The 18,879-nt window shown below is 57.6% G+C and carries 19 protein-coding genes; 14 read left to right on the plus strand and 5 right to left on the minus strand.

The window, feature by feature from the left end; translation table 11 throughout:
- Nucleotides 1-27: 27 nt before the first annotated feature.
- Complete coding sequence (locus GJQ55_RS12885; protein ID WP_228345371.1) at nt 28-1,794, minus strand: SLC13 family permease; 1,767 nt, start codon at nt 1,792-1,794, stop codon at nt 28-30.
- 191 nt (nt 1,795-1,985) lie between these two features.
- Between GJQ55_RS12885 and GJQ55_RS12890 the strand changes: the two genes are divergently transcribed.
- Nucleotides 1,986-2,891, plus strand: a complete 906-nt coding sequence (locus tag GJQ55_RS12890; protein WP_228345372.1) for a prenyltransferase — start codon at nt 1,986-1,988, stop codon at nt 2,889-2,891.
- Between the two features lie 3 nt (nt 2,892-2,894).
- Here GJQ55_RS12890 and nudE read toward each other — a convergent pair whose 3' ends face one another.
- Nucleotides 2,895-3,458, minus strand: a complete 564-nt coding sequence (gene nudE / locus GJQ55_RS12895) for an ADP compounds hydrolase NudE (protein ID WP_228345373.1) — start codon at nt 3,456-3,458, stop codon at nt 2,895-2,897.
- A gap of 45 nt (nt 3,459-3,503) precedes the next feature.
- On the opposite strand from nudE, the gene yrfG reads away from it, so the two are divergent.
- The 4 genes from yrfG (at nt 3,504) to GJQ55_RS12915 (ending at nt 7,597) form a co-directional block, all read left to right on the plus strand.
- Entirely contained in the window at nt 3,504-4,160 is a 657-nt protein-coding gene (gene yrfG, locus GJQ55_RS12900; protein WP_228345374.1) for a GMP/IMP nucleotidase, read from the plus strand.
- A 145-nt stretch (nt 4,161-4,305) separates the two neighbouring features.
- Nucleotides 4,306-4,707 (plus strand): ribosome-associated heat shock protein Hsp15, encoded by a 402-nt coding sequence (hslR, locus tag GJQ55_RS12905; protein ID WP_228345375.1) that lies wholly within the window; start codon nt 4,306-4,308, stop codon nt 4,705-4,707.
- 1 nt (nt 4,708) lies between these two features.
- Nucleotides 4,709-5,563 (plus strand): Hsp33 family molecular chaperone HslO, encoded by an 855-nt coding sequence (gene hslO, locus GJQ55_RS12910; protein WP_228345376.1) that lies wholly within the window; start codon nt 4,709-4,711, stop codon nt 5,561-5,563.
- Nucleotides 5,564-6,061: 498 nt separating this feature from the next.
- Nucleotides 6,062-7,597 (plus strand): phosphoenolpyruvate carboxykinase, encoded by a 1,536-nt coding sequence (locus tag GJQ55_RS12915; protein ID WP_228345377.1) that lies wholly within the window; start codon nt 6,062-6,064, stop codon nt 7,595-7,597.
- A gap of 72 nt (nt 7,598-7,669) precedes the next feature.
- On the opposite strand, the gene GJQ55_RS12920 is transcribed toward GJQ55_RS12915, so the two are convergent.
- From GJQ55_RS12920 to GJQ55_RS12930, 3 genes are all read right to left on the minus strand, one after another.
- Nucleotides 7,670-8,389, minus strand: a complete 720-nt coding sequence (locus GJQ55_RS12920; protein ID WP_228345378.1) for a fibro-slime domain-containing protein — start codon at nt 8,387-8,389, stop codon at nt 7,670-7,672.
- Between the two features lie 90 nt (nt 8,390-8,479).
- Nucleotides 8,480-9,148, minus strand: a complete 669-nt coding sequence (locus GJQ55_RS12925; RefSeq protein WP_228345379.1) for an outer membrane beta-barrel domain-containing protein — start codon at nt 9,146-9,148, stop codon at nt 8,480-8,482.
- Nucleotides 9,118-9,882 (minus strand): SH3 domain-containing protein, encoded by a 765-nt coding sequence (locus GJQ55_RS12930; RefSeq protein WP_228345380.1) that lies wholly within the window; start codon nt 9,880-9,882, stop codon nt 9,118-9,120. Before GJQ55_RS12930 ends, GJQ55_RS12925 begins: the two co-directional genes overlap by 31 nt.
- Before the next feature lie 252 nt (nt 9,883-10,134).
- Between GJQ55_RS12930 and GJQ55_RS12935 the strand changes: the two genes are divergently transcribed.
- From GJQ55_RS12935 to GJQ55_RS12975, 9 genes are read left to right on the plus strand one after another with little or no spacing between them, the layout of a single operon-like run.
- The gene (locus GJQ55_RS12935; RefSeq protein WP_228345381.1) at nt 10,135-10,695 is read left to right on the plus strand and encodes an AraC family transcriptional regulator; all 561 of its coding nucleotides are present in this window, start codon (nt 10,135-10,137) and stop codon (nt 10,693-10,695) included.
- A gap of 5 nt (nt 10,696-10,700) precedes the next feature.
- Nucleotides 10,701-12,377: a tetratricopeptide repeat protein gene (locus tag GJQ55_RS12940; protein ID WP_228345382.1), complete on the plus strand. Its 1,677-nt coding sequence runs from the start codon at nt 10,701-10,703 to the stop codon at nt 12,375-12,377.
- Complete coding sequence (locus GJQ55_RS12945; protein WP_228345383.1) at nt 12,374-15,172, plus strand: tetratricopeptide repeat protein; 2,799 nt, start codon at nt 12,374-12,376, stop codon at nt 15,170-15,172. Before GJQ55_RS12940 ends, GJQ55_RS12945 begins: the two co-directional genes overlap by 4 nt.
- On the plus strand, nt 15,159-15,905 hold the full coding sequence (locus GJQ55_RS12950) for a tetratricopeptide repeat protein (protein ID WP_228345384.1): 747 nt from the start codon (nt 15,159-15,161) through the stop codon (nt 15,903-15,905). The genes GJQ55_RS12945 and GJQ55_RS12950 overlap by 14 nt, the downstream gene beginning before the upstream one ends.
- 4 nt (nt 15,906-15,909) lie before the next feature.
- A complete protein-coding gene (locus tag GJQ55_RS12955) occupies nt 15,910-16,194 on the plus strand; it encodes a hypothetical protein (protein ID WP_228345385.1) in 285 nt (94 codons plus the stop codon).
- A gap of 15 nt (nt 16,195-16,209) precedes the next feature.
- Complete coding sequence (locus GJQ55_RS12960; RefSeq protein ID WP_228345386.1) at nt 16,210-16,884, plus strand: MotA/TolQ/ExbB proton channel family protein; 675 nt, start codon at nt 16,210-16,212, stop codon at nt 16,882-16,884.
- Complete coding sequence (locus GJQ55_RS12965) at nt 16,884-17,372, plus strand: ExbD/TolR family protein (protein ID WP_228345387.1); 489 nt, start codon at nt 16,884-16,886, stop codon at nt 17,370-17,372. The genes GJQ55_RS12960 and GJQ55_RS12965 overlap by 1 nt, the downstream gene beginning before the upstream one ends.
- Before the next feature lie 7 nt (nt 17,373-17,379).
- Nucleotides 17,380-17,880, plus strand: a complete 501-nt coding sequence (locus GJQ55_RS12970) for an ExbD/TolR family protein (protein ID WP_228345389.1) — start codon at nt 17,380-17,382, stop codon at nt 17,878-17,880.
- Entirely contained in the window at nt 17,880-18,791 is a 912-nt protein-coding gene (locus GJQ55_RS12975; protein WP_228345390.1) for an AgmX/PglI C-terminal domain-containing protein, read from the plus strand. The genes GJQ55_RS12970 and GJQ55_RS12975 overlap by 1 nt, the downstream gene beginning before the upstream one ends.
- Nucleotides 18,792-18,879 lie beyond the last annotated feature (88 nt).

Below are 18,879 nucleotides of genomic sequence, written 5' to 3' on the forward strand. Positions count from 1 at the left end.
CCGGTGCACAGCGGAGTGTTGCTGATATTACAGCGGCCACAGCACCAGCAGCACCGCGATGGTGGCAGCACCAATAAGGATATTCATGGGCACGCCCACGCGCAGGAAGTCGCTGAATTTATAACCGCCCGGGCCGTACACCATCAGGTTGGTCTGATAGCCCAGCGGCGTGGCGAAGCTGGCCGAGGCGGCCATCATAATGGCGAAAATAAAGGGCTCCGGTGTGACGCCGGCTTTTTCGGTAATTTCAATCACAATGGGCACCATAATCACGGCGGCGGCATTGTTGGTAATCACTTCAGTCAGCAGGGAAACCGCTACATAGGTCAGCACCAGCATCAGCCAGGGGCGGTAATCGCTCAGGTGCACAATGTTGCCGGCAATCCAGGCCGCCACACCGGTTTTTTGCAGCGCAGCTCCTAAGGCAAAAGAGGCAGCAATGGTAATAATCACGGTCAGATCGAGGCTGCGCTCGGCCTGGTTTACATTCAGACAGCCGGTGATCAGCATCAGGCCGGCACCCACCAGCGCGGCATTGAGCATGGAAATCACATTGCAGCCGGCCAGCCCCACCACCGTCAGCAGAATAAACCAGGCCAGATAGGCGCGGTTATGGCGCGGGGTTTCTTTGCCCAGGTCATTCACCAGCAAAAAGTCTTTGTTAAAGCGCTGACGACTGACGAACGCCGGCCGCGCTTCCAGCAATAAGGTATCGCCGGCCTGCAACTTAATAGAACGCAGATTGCCCTGCACCCGTTCGCCGTTACGCGCTACCGCCAGCACCACCGCACCGTAACGGTCGCGGAACTGGGCATCACGAATGGCCTGACCAATGGCCGCACAGTGCGGTGACACCACGGCCTCCACCAGGCAACGCTCGGCGCGCTGTTTACTGAGGGCGTTATCGTTTTCCAGCGCCGACGGCACAATGCCGTTAATGCGCAGCAGTTCAGAAATGGCTTCGGTATCACCGGCGAACACCAGCCGGTCACCGCCCTGCAAAGGTTGCTCAGAGGCCACCGCCGTCAGTACCGTTTCGCAGCGCTCAATCTCCACCAGATACACCCGCTCCAGCTCGCGCAGGCCGGCTTCTTCAACGGTTTTGCCCACCAGCGGGCCATCGCTGGCCACCGACACTTCGAGGGTAAATTCGCGCAGGTTGGTAAAGGCTTTCTTATTGCTGCGGTCGGGCAGCAGACGCGGAAATACCAGCCACATAAACAGCAGGCCAACCAGTGCCACCGGCAAACCGACGGCGGTAATGGAAAACAGCGACAACCCATCACGGCCGGTGAGCGCCTGATACTGGCCATTCACCACCAGGTTGGTGCTGGTGCCGATTAAGGTCAGGGTGCCGCCGAGAATGGCGGTATAGCTGAGGGGAATCATCAGCTTGGATGGGGCAATGCCGATTTTCTGCGACCAGCTGTTAATGGCCGGAATCATGGTCGCCACCACCGGGGTGTTGTTCAGAAAGGCGCTGAGAAACACCACCGGGCCGAAAATCCGCAGCATGGCCGAACGCAGAGTACCGGGCGACCCCAGTAAACGGTTGACCAGAATATCGATACCGCCCGAGCTGTGCAGACCGGCGGCCACCACAAACATCGCCGCCACGGTAATGAGGCCGCTGTTGCTGAAACCCGCCAAAGCCTCAGCGCTGGTCAGAATACCGGTGGCACTGAGCAGGGTCAGGGCCGCCATCATGGCAATATGCGGCTGCACGCGGGTAAAAATCAGCGTCAGTAACACACCAGCAGTCAGAGTAAGAGCAAACCAGCCTTGCCAATCCACGGCCAAATCCTCGGGGTTTTTGCAGGCTGGCATAGTAGAGCAGGCTTAAGATTACAAAAAAGAATATAAATTTATTAAATTAGACCCCAATGGAATAAAAAATAGCTTTGCCAGTCCGCCTACTGGCGCTTTTTACAAATTCGGCCAAGATAGCGCCCTTATTAAGATTCTCTGCAAGCAAGGAAGTCATTGTGAACAGCATCGCCCTCTCCCGGCCACTGGCCGTGGTGAAAACCATGCGCGGCAACTTTTTACTGCTGCCGCCGGTGTGCATTGCCCTGGGGTTGGCCACCAGCCTGCAGGCCGGGGCGGGTATGGACTGGCTGATGCTGGGGCTGATTATGCTGGGCGGCGTACTGGCGCACGTCAGTGTAAACATGCTCAACGAGTATCAGGACTTCAGCAGCGGGCTGGATTTCAACACCCGCCGCACTCCCTTCAGCGGAGGCACCGGCGCCTTACCGGCGCAACCGACCGCGGCCCGCCTGGTGCTGGCCGGCGGCATTGTTACCCTGCTGTTGGTGATTGCTATTGGTCTGTTTTTTATTGTCCGCAGCGGCTGGAGCATTCTGCCCTTCGGCCTGCTCGGTGCCGCGTTGATTGTGCTGTACACCGGGCCGATTAACCGCAACCCGCTGCTGTGTCTGATTGCTCCGGGGCTGGGTTTTGGCGTACTGATGGTCGCCGGTAGCCATTTATTGCTGGCCGGCAGCGTCGACAGCCGTGCCTGGCTGGCGTCCTTACTGCCGTTCTTTCTGGTGAATAACCTGCTGCTGCTGAACCAGTTTCCGGATATCGACGCCGACCGTCAGGCCGGCCGCTACCATGCCCTGATCGCCTGGGGCGTTAAGCGCTCAGCACAGATCTTTACCGGCTTCTGGCTGGCCGCGATTGCGGTGGTGGTGGGGGGGATTCTGGCTGGTTTATTCCCGGCCGCATCCTGGCTGACCCTGATCGGTCTGGCACCGGGCGTGGTGGCGGTGCGCGGGGCGTTCGTGCAGGGCGCGGCACTGGGTGAGCACCCGCCCTATCTGGCCGCCAACGTAATCTGTACGCTGCTCAGCCCGCTGATTCTGGCGTTAACGCTGTTGTTGTGACACTTACAGCGGCGTGCCGCTGAAGCGGCCGGCCAGAAACTCCTGGGTTAAGGCCAGCGCCGCAATGGCGCGGCCTTCGGTGCAGTCTTCCTGGGCGTACAGTTCGTGCAGACGCTCCAGCGACCAGGGCACCAGTTCCAGCGGCTCGGGTTCATCCCCTTCCAGCTGCGACGGGTACAGATCACGCACCAGCACCACATCAATGCCGCTTTTCATATAGCTTGGCGACAGGCTGAGTTTTTTCAGCCAGATAAACTCGCGTCCGGCGTAGCCGATTTCTTCCTGCAGCTCACGGTTGCAGGCATCGCGCAGGCTCTCACCCAGATCAATGGCGCCTTTCGGCAGGGTTAAGGTGTAATCCTCGATGCCGCCGCCGTACTCACGGATCAGAGCCACCGTCTTATCGTCCAGCAGCGCCACCAGCATCACCGCGCCGGAACCACCGGGCACCAAACGCTCATAAGTCCGCTCAACCCCGTTGCTGAAACGCAGATCAAAAGACTCCACCCGGAACAGGCGGCTCTGGGCTACAACATGCCGTTGCAGAATTTCAGGTTTTTTATGCATGGCTACCCTGCTTACAATGTCGGTCTCGCACCGGAGTATAACCCTATGAGTCTGCCTGACTGGCAACAAATTGATACCGTGCTGCTGGATATGGACGGCACCTTGCTCGACCTGCATTTTGACAACTATTTCTGGCTGGAGCACCTGCCGGCCCGCTATGCCGAGCACCACGGCCTGAGCGAAGAAGAGGCCCTGAGCGAGCTGAACAAAAGCTTCGTTGGCCTGCGCGGCACCCTCAACTGGTACTGCCTGGATTTCTGGACCGACCTCACCGGCCTGCCGGTGGCCGAACTGAAACGCGATGTGCAGCATAAAATCGGCTTCCGGCCGCACGTCCATGATTTTCTCGCCCGTCTGCGCGAGCTGGGCAAGCGCACGGTGATTGTTACCAACGCCCACCGCGACAGCGTGCAATTAAAAATGGAGCGCACCGGCCTCGATAAACTGGTCGACCGGGTGATCAGCTCGCACGATTACCGTGAACCGAAAGAAAGCGCCGGCTTCTGGGACCATCTGCACCGTGACGAAGCCTTCGACCCGGCCCGCACGCTGCTGATTGACGACAGTCAGGCTGTGCTAGAATCCGCCGCCCGCTGGGGCATCGGCTGGTTGCTGACCATTTTCCATCCGGACAGCCAGAAAACCCCGCAGCGCGGCGGGCAATTTCCGGGCATTGATCATTTTGATGAGTTGGAATGGTAGTTTTTTGAAGGTTAAGCGTTCAGGGTTGAGGGTTTGGCGTGCTCCGCAGAAAATCTTAACGCTTAACGCTTAACGCTTAACGCTTAACGCTTAACGCTTAACGCCGAACGCCGAACGCCGAACGCCGAACGCCGAACGAGGCACTATGACCGACAGCAACAACAAAATCCGCCTCGATAAATGGCTGTGGGCGGCACGCTTTTTCAAAACCCGGGCGCTGGCCAAAGACGCTATCGAGGGCGGCAAGGTGCATTACGAAGGCCAGCGCTGCAAGGTCAGCAAAACCCCGGAACTGGGTGCCAAACTGACCATCCGCCAGGGTTTCGATGAAAAAACCGTCATTATCAAAGCCCTGTCCGGTCAGCGCCGCGGAGCCGCCGAAGCGCAGCTGTTATATGAAGAAACACCCGCCAGCATTAAGGCCCGTATGGACGCCGCCGAGCACCGCCGTATTATCCGCGCCAGCCAGCTGGTGCCCGACCACAAACCGAACAAAAAAGAGCGCCGCGACCAGCGCCGCTTTGAACAGATGAACCAGGATTACTGATATGAGCCACACCGACCAACTGCAGCGCTTCAGCTTCGACAACACCGATATCCGTGGCGAAATCGCCCATCTGGAAACCGCTTATCAGGAAGTGGTGCGCCGCCATAATTACCCGCCGCTGATCGCCGGCGTGGTCGGCCAGCTGATGGCCGCTACCGCTATTTTAAGTGCCAACCTGAAATTTGCCGGTCGCCTGACCTTACAGATGCGGATGCCGGGCAACATCACCTTGCTGCAGGCGGAAACCAACGAAAAAGGCCAGCTGCGCGCCATCGCCCGTTACGACGAAAACGCCACCACCGCCGACCTTAACTTTACCGACGGTTCGCTGGTCATCACCATGGAACCGGATCAGGGACAGCGTTATCAGGGCATTACTGCCATCGCCGGCGGCAATATTGCCAGCGCCCTGGAAGACTATTTTGCCCAGTCAGAACAACTGGCCAGCCGCTTCTGGCTGGCCGCCGATGGTGAGCGCTTTGCCGCTGGCCTGATGCTGCAGAAACTGCCAACCCCGGCCGGTAAAGAAGCCGACCTTGATGCCTGGGACCGGGTCAACCACCTGGCCGGCACGATTAAAGAAGAAGAACTGCTGCACCTGCCGGCCGCCACCGTTCTGCACCGGCTGTTCCATGAAGAACAAACCCGCATCTACCCGGCCTCGGAACTCAGCTTTTTCTGCACCTGCTCCAAACCGCGCATCGCTGCCGCCATCGCCCAGCTGGGCCAGGACGAACTGAACAGCATGGTGCAGGAACAGGGCAAAATCGACATCACCTGCGAATTCTGCCAGCAGCATTACAGCTTTGATCAGGCGCAGGTGGATGCGCTGTTCAGTTCGCAGCCGTTGCACTGACGCTGGACGCTGGACGCTGGACGCTGGACGCTGGACGCTGGACGCTGGACGCTGGACGCTGGACGCTGGACGCTGGACGCTGGACGCTGGACGCTGGACGCTGGACGCTGGACGCTGGACGCTGGACGCTGGACGCTGGACGCTGGACGCTGGACGCTGGACGCTGGACGCTGGACGCTGGACGCTGGACGCTGGACGCTGGACGCTGGACGCTGGACGCTGGACGCTGGACGCTGGACGCTGGACGATTTTTGGCTTCTCCCGTCTCCCGTCAAGCGCAGCGAGCGTTTTTTGCTTCAAGCCTCAAGCCTCAAGCTTCCGGCCCCAAACGCAGCGAGCGTTTAGCCGCCAAAAGACACTGTTTAGCATTTAGCCAACCTCTGCTATACTCGCGCGCCTTCACTGAGACCTCTGCCCCAGCTCCATCCGGGCATAGGCAGAAATCAAAGCCTGGCCCTATGTCAGGCGAGACTGACGAGGATCCCACTGGGCACCGATATGAGTACTGTTTACACCGATTTGTCGACTCCTTTCCTGGTAGAACAAGCCATCCTGCGTGGCGAAGGCACACTGCAGGACAATGGCGCACTGGTTGTTGAAACCGGTGTCCGTACCGGCCGTTCTCCGATGGACCGTTTCATCGTTGAAGAGCCAAGCAGCAAAGACGCCATCGACTGGGGCAACATCAACCGCCCGTTCGATGCCGACAAATTTGATGCACTGTGGGATCGCGTGGAAGAGTACCTGGCCCAGCACGACAGCTTTGTATCGCACGTGCACGTTGGCTCCGACCCGCAGCATTACCTGCCGGTTAAAATGGTTACCCAGACTGCCTGGCAAAACCTGTTCGGCCGTAACCTGTTTATCCTGCCGGAAACCTACAACCCGTCTGCCAAAGAAGAGTGGACCATCCTCAACGTACCGGGCTTTGAATGCGTACCGGAACGCGATGGCACCCGTTCTGACGGCACCGTAATTCTGAACTTTGCCCAGCGCAAAGTGCTGCTGGCAGGCATGCGCTACGCCGGTGAAATGAAGAAAGCCATGTTTGGCGTGCAGAACTTCCTGCTGCCGGAAAAAGACGTGCTGCCGATGCACTGCTCTGCCAACGTCGGTGAAGACGGTGATGTGTGCCTGTTCTTCGGCCTGTCCGGTACCGGTAAAACCACCCTGTCCGCCGATCCGGAGCGTTACCTGATTGGTGACGACGAGCACGGCTGGGGCAAAGGCACTGTGTTCAATATCGAAGGCGGCTGCTACGCCAAGACCATCGATCTGTCCCAGAAAAACGAACCCATCATCTGGAACGCCATCCGTTTTGGCGCCCTGGTTGAAAACGTGGTGATCGATCCGGTTACCCGCGCGGCCGATTACACCGACGTGTCCAAAACCGAAAACACCCGTTGTGCTTACCCGCTGAGCCACGTGGAAAAGCGCGTGCTGGAAAACATGGCCGGTGAACCGAAGGCTGTAATCTTCCTGACCTGTGACATGACCGGCGTTCTGCCTCCGGTGTCTATCCTCACCAAAGAACAGGCGGCTTACCACTTCCTGTCCGGTTACACCGCTCTGGTCGGTTCTACCGAAATGGGCGGCAGCAAAGGCCTGAAGTCTACCTTCTCTACCTGCTTTGGCGCGCCGTTCTTCCCGCGTCCGGCCGGCGAATACGCTGAGCTGCTGATGAAGCGCGTCACTGAATTTGACTCCCAGGTGTACCTGGTCAACACCGGCTGGACCGGCGGCCCGAACGGTGGCGGCGGTCAGCGTTTCAGCATCCCGGTTACCCGTGCCGTTATCGCTGCCATTCAGAATGGCAAGCTGCGTGGCGTGGAAACCGAAACCGTACCGGTGTTCAACCTGCTGGTACCGAAGACTCTGGAAGGCGTCGACAGCGTGCTGCTGAACCCGCGCAACACCTGGGCTGACCCGGCCAAGTACGACGAAGCGGCCCGCAGCCTGGCCGCTCAGTTCGTGGAAAACTTCAAGAAGTACGACGTATCCGACGCCATTCTGGCTGCCGGTCCGCAGCTGTAATACAGCAGCGCGTCATAAAAAACGGGAGCTTCGGCTCCCGTTTTTTTTACCTGAATAAAACCGCCGGATGCTTTACAGACATTCCAGCTGCATGGTGGTCTGGAACTGGAAGTTGGATTCCACGGTATGGCGTTCGGCGAAGAACAGATCGAAATTGTAGGTTTCCCCCACCTCAATGCCCAGTTGCTCTGCCATCTCATCCAGATGAATGGTGCGGGTCAGTGCATCGTGCACACCGCCAATATTCACCGCCAGTTTGTTATTAATGTATAAAAACAAATCATCATCACCAGTAAAGGTGAAGCTGGTACCCGGCACATAGGTAAATTTCAGGTGCATTTCCAGCGTAAAGTGGTAATTTCGGCCATTAAAGGAATTGCCAAAGCCTTCGTTATTAATGGGGAAAAAATGATCGCTGTGGTATTCCCACAACCCCGGCTCTACCTCGGTTAATTCCAGGTTTTTGGTAATGGCAATGTTCACGCCCGGCACATCGCGGTACCACTGATCGAAATTGGCTTTGCCGGTCGTGGTATAGCTTTTGGTCTTCGGCTTATAGACCGGGCGGCCATCGTTGCCGAGTGTATCGGTAACAATGTCGTAATCCTCACTGATGCGGTATTCAAAGTCCGGATGGGAGGAATGGAAATCGCGGATCAGCACCGGTACGGTAAGCTTCGGCGGTACAAATTTGCACTCGCACAGTTCGTCATACACATCATTGCTGTCGGTGGCCAGAGCCGCACCGCTCAGCAGCAACAGGGTTGCCAGGGTCAGGGATGGTCGCAACATAAAACGTCTCCGGCTTTTATTCAGGCGGCCAGCATAGAGCAGCGCCGCCCCCCGAAATGCGATGCGCTCCTCAAAGCAGCAGGCATGGCGTTAAAAGAACACTGTCAGCCCGGTGGTCAGCTCAATATTGTGGCTGTTTTTTTCCCGGCCGAGTAATTCGGTCTTAAAAATATGGTCGCGATAATCCAGGTTCCAGGTCAGCCAGTCGCTGAGTATCACGCGGTAACCACTGCCAATCACCAGGGTAAAATGATCATCACCGGCAAAGCGGGTATTGCCGGCACCGGCGACCAGATAAAAGGCGGTGTTCAGGGTTAAATTGCGGGTAATAAAGGCTTCACCGGGGAACAGGTTGTAACCCACCAGCAGGTCGTAATAACGGAATTCACGGTCACCGTCAGTCAGAATGTTTACGCCATTACCATTAATAGTTTCGTAACTGGTCCGACCCGCTTTGCTGACACCGTAATTGGCCTGCAGAAAAAAATCTTCGGTGGCATGAAACGAGGCTTTTACGCCATAGAGCGGTTGCGTACCGAAATCTTCAATACTGATAACCCCGGCAAAAACTCCCGCCTCAAACACTTCATCGTCTATTTTGGCCTGAGACGTTTTTCGTAGTGTTATATCCGGTTCAATAATCTGAATCGGCTTAATCACCACCGTGCCATCATTATTGCTGCTGTCCTGCTGCGCCTGCACCGGCAGCACGGTCAGCGCCGTCAAAATTAAAAAAAGCTGCTGAAACCAAGACGCCATAGGTCGTTACTCACCGTTTGATTATCCGAGAAAATATCCAGCGTGCGGTATTCGCCCCGCAGTACAAAATTAAAACCGATATACCAGTTCACACCAGCACCGATGCTGCGGAAGTTATCTTCCAGCGGGCGGTTGCCGGGCAATTTACTTTTTAATTCCAGTTCCTGACGGCCATAACCCAGCGACACAAAAGGGGTAACAGCCCAGCGGTCGGTCGGTTCCAGAATCAGGCTGGCGGAATACTGCTGGCCATTGGTGGTAGCAGAAAATAACTGGCCAATTTCGGCTTCGATACCGATATGGCGGCTTAAACGAAAGCCCGCCATGGCCGCTACCTGCTCGGCACTTTCCTGCCAGCCCAGGGTAAATCCAAGCCGCACCCGGTGCTGTAAAAAATCACTGTGGCGGGTTTCCGGTAACACCACCGGCACACCGGTATCCACCAGCGTGCGAGCCAGATTTTCGCGTTTTACCCAACCACTGTTGCCCTGCTTATCCACCACCAGATACCAGCTGGTACGACGGCTGACGATGCCGATGGTGGCGCCTTTTTCCACCACATAGATCACCGGATAACCACGCCCAGGCCCGGTGTGCAACTCCAGGTACGGATCAATAACCGTTGCCTGCAAGGCCTGGGCGGCGGCTTCCTCACTGACGGCAGGAACATGACTGTTGTCTGCCTGAGCCGGCAGCAGCCAGAGTGAAAAAAACAACAGAATAAAAACCGGCATAGGCTGCTCGTTATAAAAAAACGCGCCCAGCCTACCGAAAAGCCACCGCTGGAATACAGCAGCTTTTCCCCTTCCGGCCAAATGCATGCTCAGGCTGTGACGATCACAGCACAGAGAATGAGAACTGGGTCAAATCCTGTGTAAAAATGTAGCGGCGCGTAACAGAAGTTTGAACGGGTACCGCTCATAAGGATTTTTTAATGATGATAATGCCGCCCCTTTCGGTTACCGGTTTCTGTCGGGAGTTACGCCATGCGGGCCTGGTTATTGTCATTATTTTTGTTGTCGCTGCCGGCGCTGGCGGTTGCGGACGCTATTGATTTCGGCCACGACAAAACCCGCGCTCGCGCCGAGCAGGCCATGCAGGAAGTACAGCGGTTATCCAGTGATATTCAGCAATTAAAACAACGGGTTATCTCCCTGAATAAAGACCTGCAGACCACCGAAGAAGCCCTGCTGTTTCCCACCAACAGCCAATTCACCGTGTTTGTTTCGCAAACCGGCGGTGCCTTTTTTACGCTGGAAAGCGTGCGCCTGGTTATCAACGACCGCACCGTGGCCAGCCATTTGTATTCCGCCCGTCAGCGTGAAGCGCTGCAACGCGGTGGCGTACAGAAACTCTTTATGACCAACCTCGCCGAAGGCAAACATCAGGTGACCGCCTTTTTTACCGGCATCGGCCCCAATGGCCGCGCCACCAAGCGCGCTGCCGAGCTGACGCTGGAAAAAGGCAAGGCCAGCCAGTTTATTGAACTGGCCATCGCCGATAACAGTGCCCGGCAGGAACCGGTATTCAGCGTCCGCCCATGGTAACGCCCATGCGTAAGCTGTTATTGCTGTGGCTGCTGGCCACCAGCCTGCCGCTGCAGGCCGCGCTGGTACGCGAGCCGGAATACGGCGGCATTCTGTTTAATTACTTCCAGCAGGATTATTTTGCCGCGCTGGTGCAGTACCAATACGCGGCCGGTAAAAATGCCCTGCAGCATCATGGCGATGAAGCCCGCTTGCTGCAGGGCGGCATGGCCTTGTCCTACGGGCTGACGGAACAGGCCGGGCAGATTTTTAACGATCTGCTGACCCCCCAGGTAAACGCCAGCCAGCGCAACCGTGCCTGGTTTTATCTGGCCAAACTGCATTACCAGAAGGCCGATATCCCCCGTGCCGCCCATGCCCTGCAGCAAATTGATGGCTCCTTACCGGCAGATTTAGCGGCCGAATTTAACTATCTGGCCACCCTTATCAATATCCGCAACCAACAGCTGGACGCCGCGCAGCAAGGTCTGCAACAGGCCGGTGCAGACCAGTACCAGCCGTACCTGCTGTATAACCTGGCCATCACCCGGCTGCAGAATGGCGACCAGACAGGCGCTGCCGCCACCCTGAATCAGGTGATGGCGCTGGCCAGCAGCCGCAACAATGCTGAAATGGCCGCCCTGGCTGACCGCGCCCGTCACGCGCTGTCACAACTGGCCCTGCAACAGGGCGAACTGCTGACCGCCTGGAACCATCTGCAGCAGGTGCGCACCACCGGCCTGTACTCCAACCGCGCCCTGCTCACCTATGCCTGGGCGGCTATCCGCCTGCAGCGCTATGGCGATGCGGTGCCGGCGTTACAGCTGCAGGAGCAACGTTCCATTGCCATTCCGGAAACCCAGGAAGCCAAAGTGCTGCTGGCCCATGTGTATGAAACCCAGGGCGCCCACCGCAGCGCCTTGCGCCAGTATCTGGTCGCCGAAAATGCCTTTAAAGACGGCTTAGCCACCCTGCAGGACGCCCGCCGCATTATTGCCGCGCAGGAAATCCCGCAGGAATTTGTTATCAACCTTGAAGCCATGCTGGACGAATCCGACTGGTACGGCATGCAGCCCAGCCTTGATTACAACAAGCTCACCCCGTTCCTGACCGAACTGATGGCGTCCAACCATTTTTATTCCGTGATCAAAGAGCTGCGCGACCTGTATGGCATCCGCCGCAATCTGGAATTCTGGCAGATGCAGACCCGGCAGCACGCCCTCATTATCCGTCTGCGCCGTGAGCAAAGCGGCATGGAACAGCTGATGGCCGATGTGCAGCGCAGCGAACAGCAATTCCGTTTTTATAAAACCTCGTTACAGGAACTGCGCCTCACCACCCTGACCCTGCCGGAGTGGGATCAGGAACGCTTTGCCAGCCTGTGGAAAAACACAATGCGTGAACTGGATCTGGTCGACGACCGGGTCAGTCAGGTGGCCGCCATCCGCGCGCCGTACCGGCTCAGTCAGCAACTGGAACAGCAAAGCCAACAGATGACCGCCCGGGTAGAACAGGAACTGGCCGCCACCAATGGCCTGATCCGGGCCCTGGAAAACCGTATGCGGGCGGTGATTCAGGCCGAACTCGACCGCCATGAAGAACGCATCCGTTATTACTGGGCGCAGGCACGGCTGGGCAAAGCCCGCCTGTACGACAAAGCCCTGATCAATCTGGAAGAATCCGGCACAGGAGCAACACCATGAAATACTGGATCAGCCTCAGCCTGCTGGCGCTGTTAAGCGGCTGCAGCCTGTTCGGCGGCAACAACACCATTGGCGGCCTGAAGAGCAGCCAACCAGAACAGAGCGATCTGGATTTTGCCAACCTCGATCATCAGCAGGTGCGGCAGGAGTATCAGGAGCTGCTGGATCTGGTCGATGACCAGTTTCTGAAAGAACAGATTGAGCGCCGCATCGCCGGTGTCTCCATGGCCGGCGGCGACCAGCAGCAGGGCAGCCAGGCGCGGCCGCAGCGGGGCTATTACCGCGAAGCCATTAATTCCTACATCGACATTCTGGAAAAATACCCCAACTCGCCCGACAACGCCGAAGTGCTGTACCAGCTGTCGAAAGCCTATGAAATGGAAGGTGAGATCAACAACACCGAAGCCATGCTGAAACGCCTGATCACCCTGCATCCGGATTACAGCGGCGTGGCGGAAGCCCATTTCCGCCTCGGCGATATCCGCTTCAGCCATCAGGATTACCGCCAGGCCGAAGTGCATTACCGCGCCAGCACACGCACCGAATCCCCGCAGCTAAGCCTGAACGCCCACTACATGCTGGGCTGGGCGCTGTACAAGCGCGGCCTGTTCGATGATGCACTGGAATCCTTTGCGCTGGTGCTGAACCGCATTATGGACAGCGACGGCAGCGCCACCGACCAGCAGGGCAAACCCATGCTGCCGGACACCCTGCACTCCATCAGCCTGGCACTGGTTAACATCGGTGGCGCTGACAAAATTGATGACGTACGCGGCCTGCGCCATAAAGACTGGATCTGGCAGGTGTATGAAAATCTCGGCGCCTACTATCTGGAAAAAAACCGCTACGCCGACAGCGCCGCCACCTACCGGCATTTTGTCCGCCGCTTCCCGCTCGATCGCCGCGCACCGGACATGCAGAACCGGCTGATCGCCGCCTACACCAAGGGCGCCTTTGCCCGCGATGTGTTACTGGCCAAGCAGGATTATGTACAGGCCTATGGCATCGGCTCGGCCTACTGGCAGCAGGCTGACGCGCCTCAACAACAAATACTCCGTGCCAGTCTGCAGCCCTACCTGCGTGAACTGGCCGCGCACTATCACGCTCAGGCGCAGCAACAAACCAAACTCGGCAGCGACCAGCGCGACCGCGATCTGCAGAAAAAAGCCCGCCAGTCGTATCAGGACGCCACCGGTTATTACGCGCTGTATTTAAGCAGTTTTCCTGACAGCAGCGACCGTGCCCAGCAGCGCTTCCTGAAAGCCGAAGCGCATTTTGAAGCCGGCCAGTTCAGCGCCGCCGCCGCCGATTATGAGCAGGTCAGCTACCAGTATCAGGACACCAAATTCAACAACCGAGCCGGTTACGCCGCCATCATTGCCTGGCAACAGCGGGTCACTGAACTGGAGAAAAAACCGGCCGAAAAATCCGCCGCCCAGGAACAGGCCGTGGCCAGTATGCTGCGCTTTGCCGCCGCCTACGACAGCGATGAACGCTCGCCGGCGGTACTGACCAACGCCGCCAGCTATCTGTTCAGCCTGAATCGTTATCAGCAGGCCATCGACATTGCCGATGAGCTGCTGCAGAGCAAGCAGAAACTGGATAAAAAACTGCAGCAAACCGCCTACGGCATTATGGCGCACTCATATTTCCAGCTGCAGAACTACGCCGCCGCCGAAACCCACTACGACCGGCAACGGCAGCTGACCCCGGCCGGGCCGGAATACACCGACATCAGTAACCGCATGGCCATTGCCGTGTTCAAAAAGGCCGAAGGCCTGATCGCTGCCGGCCAGAAACCCGCCGCCGCCACCGAACTGCTGCGCATTAAACAGATCGCGCCCGGCAGCAGCATCCGCGTGGCCGCTCAGTACGATGCCGCCGTGCTGTTATTGGGTAACCAGCAATGGCAACCCGCCATCAGCGAACTGGAAGAGTTGCGCCGCCACTACCCACAGCATGAACTGGCCGCAGAATTTCCGCGCAAACTGGCCTTTGGTTACGAACAGGCCGGCCGCTTAAAAGACGCGGCGGCGCTGTATCTGTATCTGTACCGCAACGACCAGGACGAAACCGTAAAACGCGACGCCCTGTTTGCCACCGCCGGTCTGCACGAAAAAACCGGCCGCGCCGCTGAGGCGCTGGAATTCTACAAAACCTGGGCGCGCAATTACGAACAGCCGTTCGATAACCGTATGGAAGCGCGTTACCGCATCGCCGTTATTTATGACCAGCAACAAGACATGGCGCGCAAATTATTCTGGCTGCGCCGCATTATGGAAGGTGATGCCACCGCTGGCCCGCAACGCAGCGACCGCTCGCAATGGTTAGCGGCTTGGGCGGCGAATGAATACGGCGATTATTTTGCCAAAGAATTCAGCAGCCGCCGGCTGGCCAGCAACCTGGAGCGCAACCTGCCGTGGAAACAGCAAATGCTGCAGGATGCCGTCAGCCGTTATCAGCAGGCCGCTGATTATGGCCTGCTCGAATTCACCACCCGCAGCAGCTTCCGCATCGCCAGCCTGTACCAGCAATTTGCTGCCGAGCTGCGCGGGCTGCCGGTGCCGGCCGGCTTATCCGAGCAGGACGCCGCCACCTTCCGCAGCATTATTGCAGACCAGGCCACGCCCATGCAGGAACTGGCGGTGGCGGTGTACAGCAGCAATATCGAACAGGCCTGGCAAGGCCATTACAACGAATGGATCAGCAACAGCTACCAGCAATTAGCGCAGCTGCAGCCGGCCCGTTTCAACAAACACGAACAGCAGAAGAGGTACGGCGATGAAATCCGTTAATCCACTGGCACTTATCCTGCTGATGCTGCTGGGTGGCTGTGCCAGCCAGCCGCAGACCGCCACTCCGGACAGCCTGACGTTGCAGAACACCGCCCAGTTTCTGCCGCGCCAGCAGTACGACGAGCAAGGTCGCAAGCTGCCCTACCAGGCCAGTGAAAATCCCTATTTATTGCAAAGCGGCCGGCTGAATAAAGGCTCGGTCCTGTTGTTTACCGAAGCGCGCCGGGCGCTGGCGGCGGACGATGAAAAAACCGCCGTGCAAAAGTTAAAGGTGATTGTGCAAAACGATAAAACCCTGGCCGGGCCACTGGTGCTGCTGGGTGACATCGATATGCAGCATCAGCGCTTTGCGGAGGCCGCCGCGCACTATCAGCAGGCGCTCGATATTAATGCCGTTAACGTCAATGCCTGGCTCGGACTGGCGCAGGCGCAACGGCAACTGGGGCAATTTCTGGCGGCCCAGAACAGCTACCACCAGGCCCTTACGCAGTGGCCGGATTTTCCCGAAGCGCATCTGAACCTGGGCGTACTGTACGACCTGTATCTGAACAAACCAGAACAGGCGCAGGCGCATTACGAAGCTTTTTTATTCCTGACCCACTACCGCAGTCATGACGCTCATGACTGGCTGGCCGAAGTACGCAGCCGCACCGGCATTAAGCGCAGTTTTGTCGACGCCGGCAGCCCGGTCAGCCCCGGCAACACCGCCCTGACGGCGCAGGATGAGGGTTAATTCTATGCAAAAAATACTGCTGCTGGCACTGCCAGCCCTGCTGTTGGTTACCGCCGCCAGCGCCGAAGAGCCGATCAAACTGCAGAGCAAAATTGTCGGCGATAAAGAACAACCGGCCGTCAGTTACTTTGTGCCCTGGCAGGGGCCAGCGGGTAACGAACGGTTGTACCAGAACGTAGAAGAACGCTACGACAACAGCCTGGAAGCCATCGACCGGGAAGTATTACTGCGCTCCATGCGCATCTACGACGAACTGAACCTGGAAAATAATCCGGCGACGCAACAATAAAACGAGGACAAAAAAATGGCTGATTTTTACAGCATTATGGTTGGCTTTATGCAGCAGGGCGGCCTGTTTATGTACCCCATTGCGGTGGTACTGCTGATCGGTGCCGCCATCACCATCGAACGCTGGGTTTATCTGAAGCGGGAAAAAATCCGCAATCAGAAAGCCTTTGAAGATTTTCTGCCGCTGCTGCGCACCAATGACCATGAAAAAATGACCCTGTTCACCCGCGATAACCAGGCGCCGGTATCGCGCATTATCGGCTGTGGTCTGGACATGATGAAAGTCACCAAACAGCGGGCCGATGTCGAACAAGCGATGAACGAAGGCGTGATGGAAGTTATGCCGAAACTGGAAAACCGCACCGCCTATCTGGCCACTCTGGCCAACGTCGCCACCCTGCTGGGTCTGCTCGGTACCATTATTGGTCTGATCGCCGCCTTCGCCGCCGTGGCCAACGCCGATCCGGCGGAAAAATCGGCGCTGTTATCACAGTCTATTTCCATCGCCATGAACACCACGGCCTTTGGTCTGATTGCCGCCATTCCGCTGCTGATTGCCAACGCCGTGATTACCAAAAAAACCCGCGACATTATCGACAGCATCGAAATGGCCAGCATCAAGTTCCTGAACGTGATGACGCTGAACCGCGCCATTGAAGCCGGCGCACCGAAAATGCAGCAGGCCGCCTGATGACATTCCGCATAAAACGCCCGCAGGAGGATGAAGCCGATATCGACATCACCTCCTTCATGAACCTGATGATTGTACTGGTACCGGTGCTGCTGCTCAGCCTCACCTTCACTAAAGTGCGGGTGATCGATATTAATCTGCCGGAACTCAGCGGCGGCGCCTCGGCCGCTCAGCTCAGTCAGTCGCAGCTGGATATCGTGGTGGATGACAGCGGTTTTGCGGTGTTTTTCCCCGGTAGCAAATTAATCAGCAAAATTCCGCGTGCAGACGGCCAGTATAACTACCGGCAATTATCGCTGGTTATGCAGGACCTGAAAGAGCAGGTCAGCGATAAAAAAGACGCCACCATTGTGGCCGCCCGCGATGTCGATTATCAAACCCTGATTTCAACCATGGACGTGGTCAAATCCTATAAAACGGTATTGGCCGCCAGCCTGGTTGAAGTGGAATTATTTCCCGAGATTTCGCTCGGGGATAAAAAACGCTGAGGTGACTATGAGCCAGAGTTTTATCCAGCGCCGCACCACCAAAACCGCGACCTTAAATCTGGTGTCGCTGATGGATATTTTTACCATTCTGGTGTTTTTCCTGCTGATGAACACCGGCGACAGCCAGGAACTGGCCAAGGCCAACTTTGTTAAGCTGCCCGACTCCAACGCCGACGGTGCACTGCACGGCCAGCTGGTAATTAATGTCGGCGATGAATTTATTACCATCGACAATGAACAGGTGGTGGCCGTTAAAGACGTGAATCGCCAGCCCGGTGAAGTGAATAAACCACTGGCCGATAAGCTGCAGGCCTTCGCCGCCGACAGCGGTGAATTATCCGAAACCGAACAGAAAATCGGCCGTGCCGTCACCATCATGGGTGACCGCAGCGTGCCCTACGATTTATTAAAAGCGGTGATGACCACCTGCAGCGCCTACGGTTTCCGCAATGTGTCGCTGGCGGTCAATCAGGTAGCCGCCTCTGCCTTAACCGGGGAGGGCGCATAATGCAGGCCGCAACCAATTACATGGCGCTGGAACTGGCGCTGCCCTGGAGCGTTAACGCCGAACGTGACCGGCGCTTTTATAAACGCCTGCAACGGGCCGGGCTGGGGTTGCTGGTGCTGTTTATTGTGGTGCCGTTTCTGCCCACCTGGGACGTCAGTTTTTCTGAGCTGCAAATGGAACCGACGGTGCGTACCCAGGTGATCCTGACGCCGCCGAAAATGCCCGAACCGGCCAAGCCGGTGCAGGAAACACCACCGCCACCGCCGCCCAGCAAAACCCCGCCGCGCCCGCAGCCGGTGGAAGCTGCCAATAAACCGGCCAGCGGCAATCCGCCGCCACAGGCACTGGCGGCTTTGTCGTCGCTCAGCGCCATGCAGAATAAAGTGGACGTCAGCCGCCTGCAGAACCGTAATTTATCGGTCAAAGGCGGTGAAGCCCGCACCACCCAGAGCGCCAGCCTGGGGGCGGAAAATCTCAGCGGTAAACGCCTGAACGATGCCGACCTGAACGTGGCGGTGAAAGGCTCGGCGCTGGGCAGCCACAACGGCACCGCCATCGACAGCCCGATTGCCGCCATGGATTTACCGGATGAAAACGGCGAATGGAGCGAAGGCGGCGCCGGCCGGCGCGACATGGAAAGCATCCGCCGCACCATCGAAAACGCCAAAGGCCAGGTGTATGCACTGTACGCCAAAGCGCTGCGCCAGCACCCTGACCTGAACGGCAAATTTATTTTTGAACTGGTGGTGGAGCCGGACGGCCGCGTTACCCGGCTGAAACTGATCCAGAGCGACCTGCGCCTGCGCGATCTGGAACAGCAGATGCTGGCCAAAATCGCCGCCATTCATTTCGGCAAAGAAAAGGCTGCCCCCACCCGGGTGCAGTACACCTTCGTAATGATTCCCAGCTGATCCGTTCCGGACGCTTTGCCGCAATTTCGCAAATCGTCCGGACCGAATCCGACCGCTTTAACCGGGCAGGCCTGTACTGGTTCACGAA

Source organism: Venatoribacter cucullus, assembly GCF_016132445.1.
Classification (GTDB): domain Bacteria; phylum Pseudomonadota; class Gammaproteobacteria; order Pseudomonadales; family Oceanobacteraceae; genus Venatoribacter; species Venatoribacter cucullus.

Coding starts and splice junctions, on each gene's coding strand:
- nudE (WP_228345373.1), bottom strand. CDS start 3,458: ATGCATAAAAAACCTGAAATTCTGCAACGGCATGTTGTAGCCCAGAGC.
- yrfG (WP_228345374.1), top strand. CDS start 3,504: ATGAGTCTGCCTGACTGGCAACAAATTGATACCGTGCTGCTGGATATG.
- hslR (WP_228345375.1), top strand. CDS start 4,306: ATGACCGACAGCAACAACAAAATCCGCCTCGATAAATGGCTGTGGGCG.
- hslO (WP_228345376.1), top strand. CDS start 4,709: ATGAGCCACACCGACCAACTGCAGCGCTTCAGCTTCGACAACACCGAT.
- GJQ55_RS12915 (WP_228345377.1), top strand. CDS start 6,062: ATGAGTACTGTTTACACCGATTTGTCGACTCCTTTCCTGGTAGAACAA.
- GJQ55_RS12920 (WP_228345378.1), bottom strand. CDS start 8,389: ATGTTGCGACCATCCCTGACCCTGGCAACCCTGTTGCTGCTGAGCGGT.
- GJQ55_RS12925 (WP_228345379.1), bottom strand. CDS start 9,148: ATGGCGTCTTGGTTTCAGCAGCTTTTTTTAATTTTGACGGCGCTGACC.
- GJQ55_RS12930 (WP_228345380.1), bottom strand. CDS start 9,882: ATGCCGGTTTTTATTCTGTTGTTTTTTTCACTCTGGCTGCTGCCGGCT.
- GJQ55_RS12935 (WP_228345381.1), top strand. CDS start 10,135: ATGCGGGCCTGGTTATTGTCATTATTTTTGTTGTCGCTGCCGGCGCTG.
- GJQ55_RS12940 (WP_228345382.1), top strand. CDS start 10,701: ATGCGTAAGCTGTTATTGCTGTGGCTGCTGGCCACCAGCCTGCCGCTG.
- GJQ55_RS12945 (WP_228345383.1), top strand. CDS start 12,374: ATGAAATACTGGATCAGCCTCAGCCTGCTGGCGCTGTTAAGCGGCTGC.
- GJQ55_RS12950 (WP_228345384.1), top strand. CDS start 15,159: ATGAAATCCGTTAATCCACTGGCACTTATCCTGCTGATGCTGCTGGGT.
- GJQ55_RS12955 (WP_228345385.1), top strand. CDS start 15,910: ATGCAAAAAATACTGCTGCTGGCACTGCCAGCCCTGCTGTTGGTTACC.
- GJQ55_RS12960 (WP_228345386.1), top strand. CDS start 16,210: ATGGCTGATTTTTACAGCATTATGGTTGGCTTTATGCAGCAGGGCGGC.
- GJQ55_RS12965 (WP_228345387.1), top strand. CDS start 16,884: ATGACATTCCGCATAAAACGCCCGCAGGAGGATGAAGCCGATATCGAC.
- GJQ55_RS12970 (WP_228345389.1), top strand. CDS start 17,380: ATGAGCCAGAGTTTTATCCAGCGCCGCACCACCAAAACCGCGACCTTA.
- GJQ55_RS12975 (WP_228345390.1), top strand. CDS start 17,880: ATGCAGGCCGCAACCAATTACATGGCGCTGGAACTGGCGCTGCCCTGG.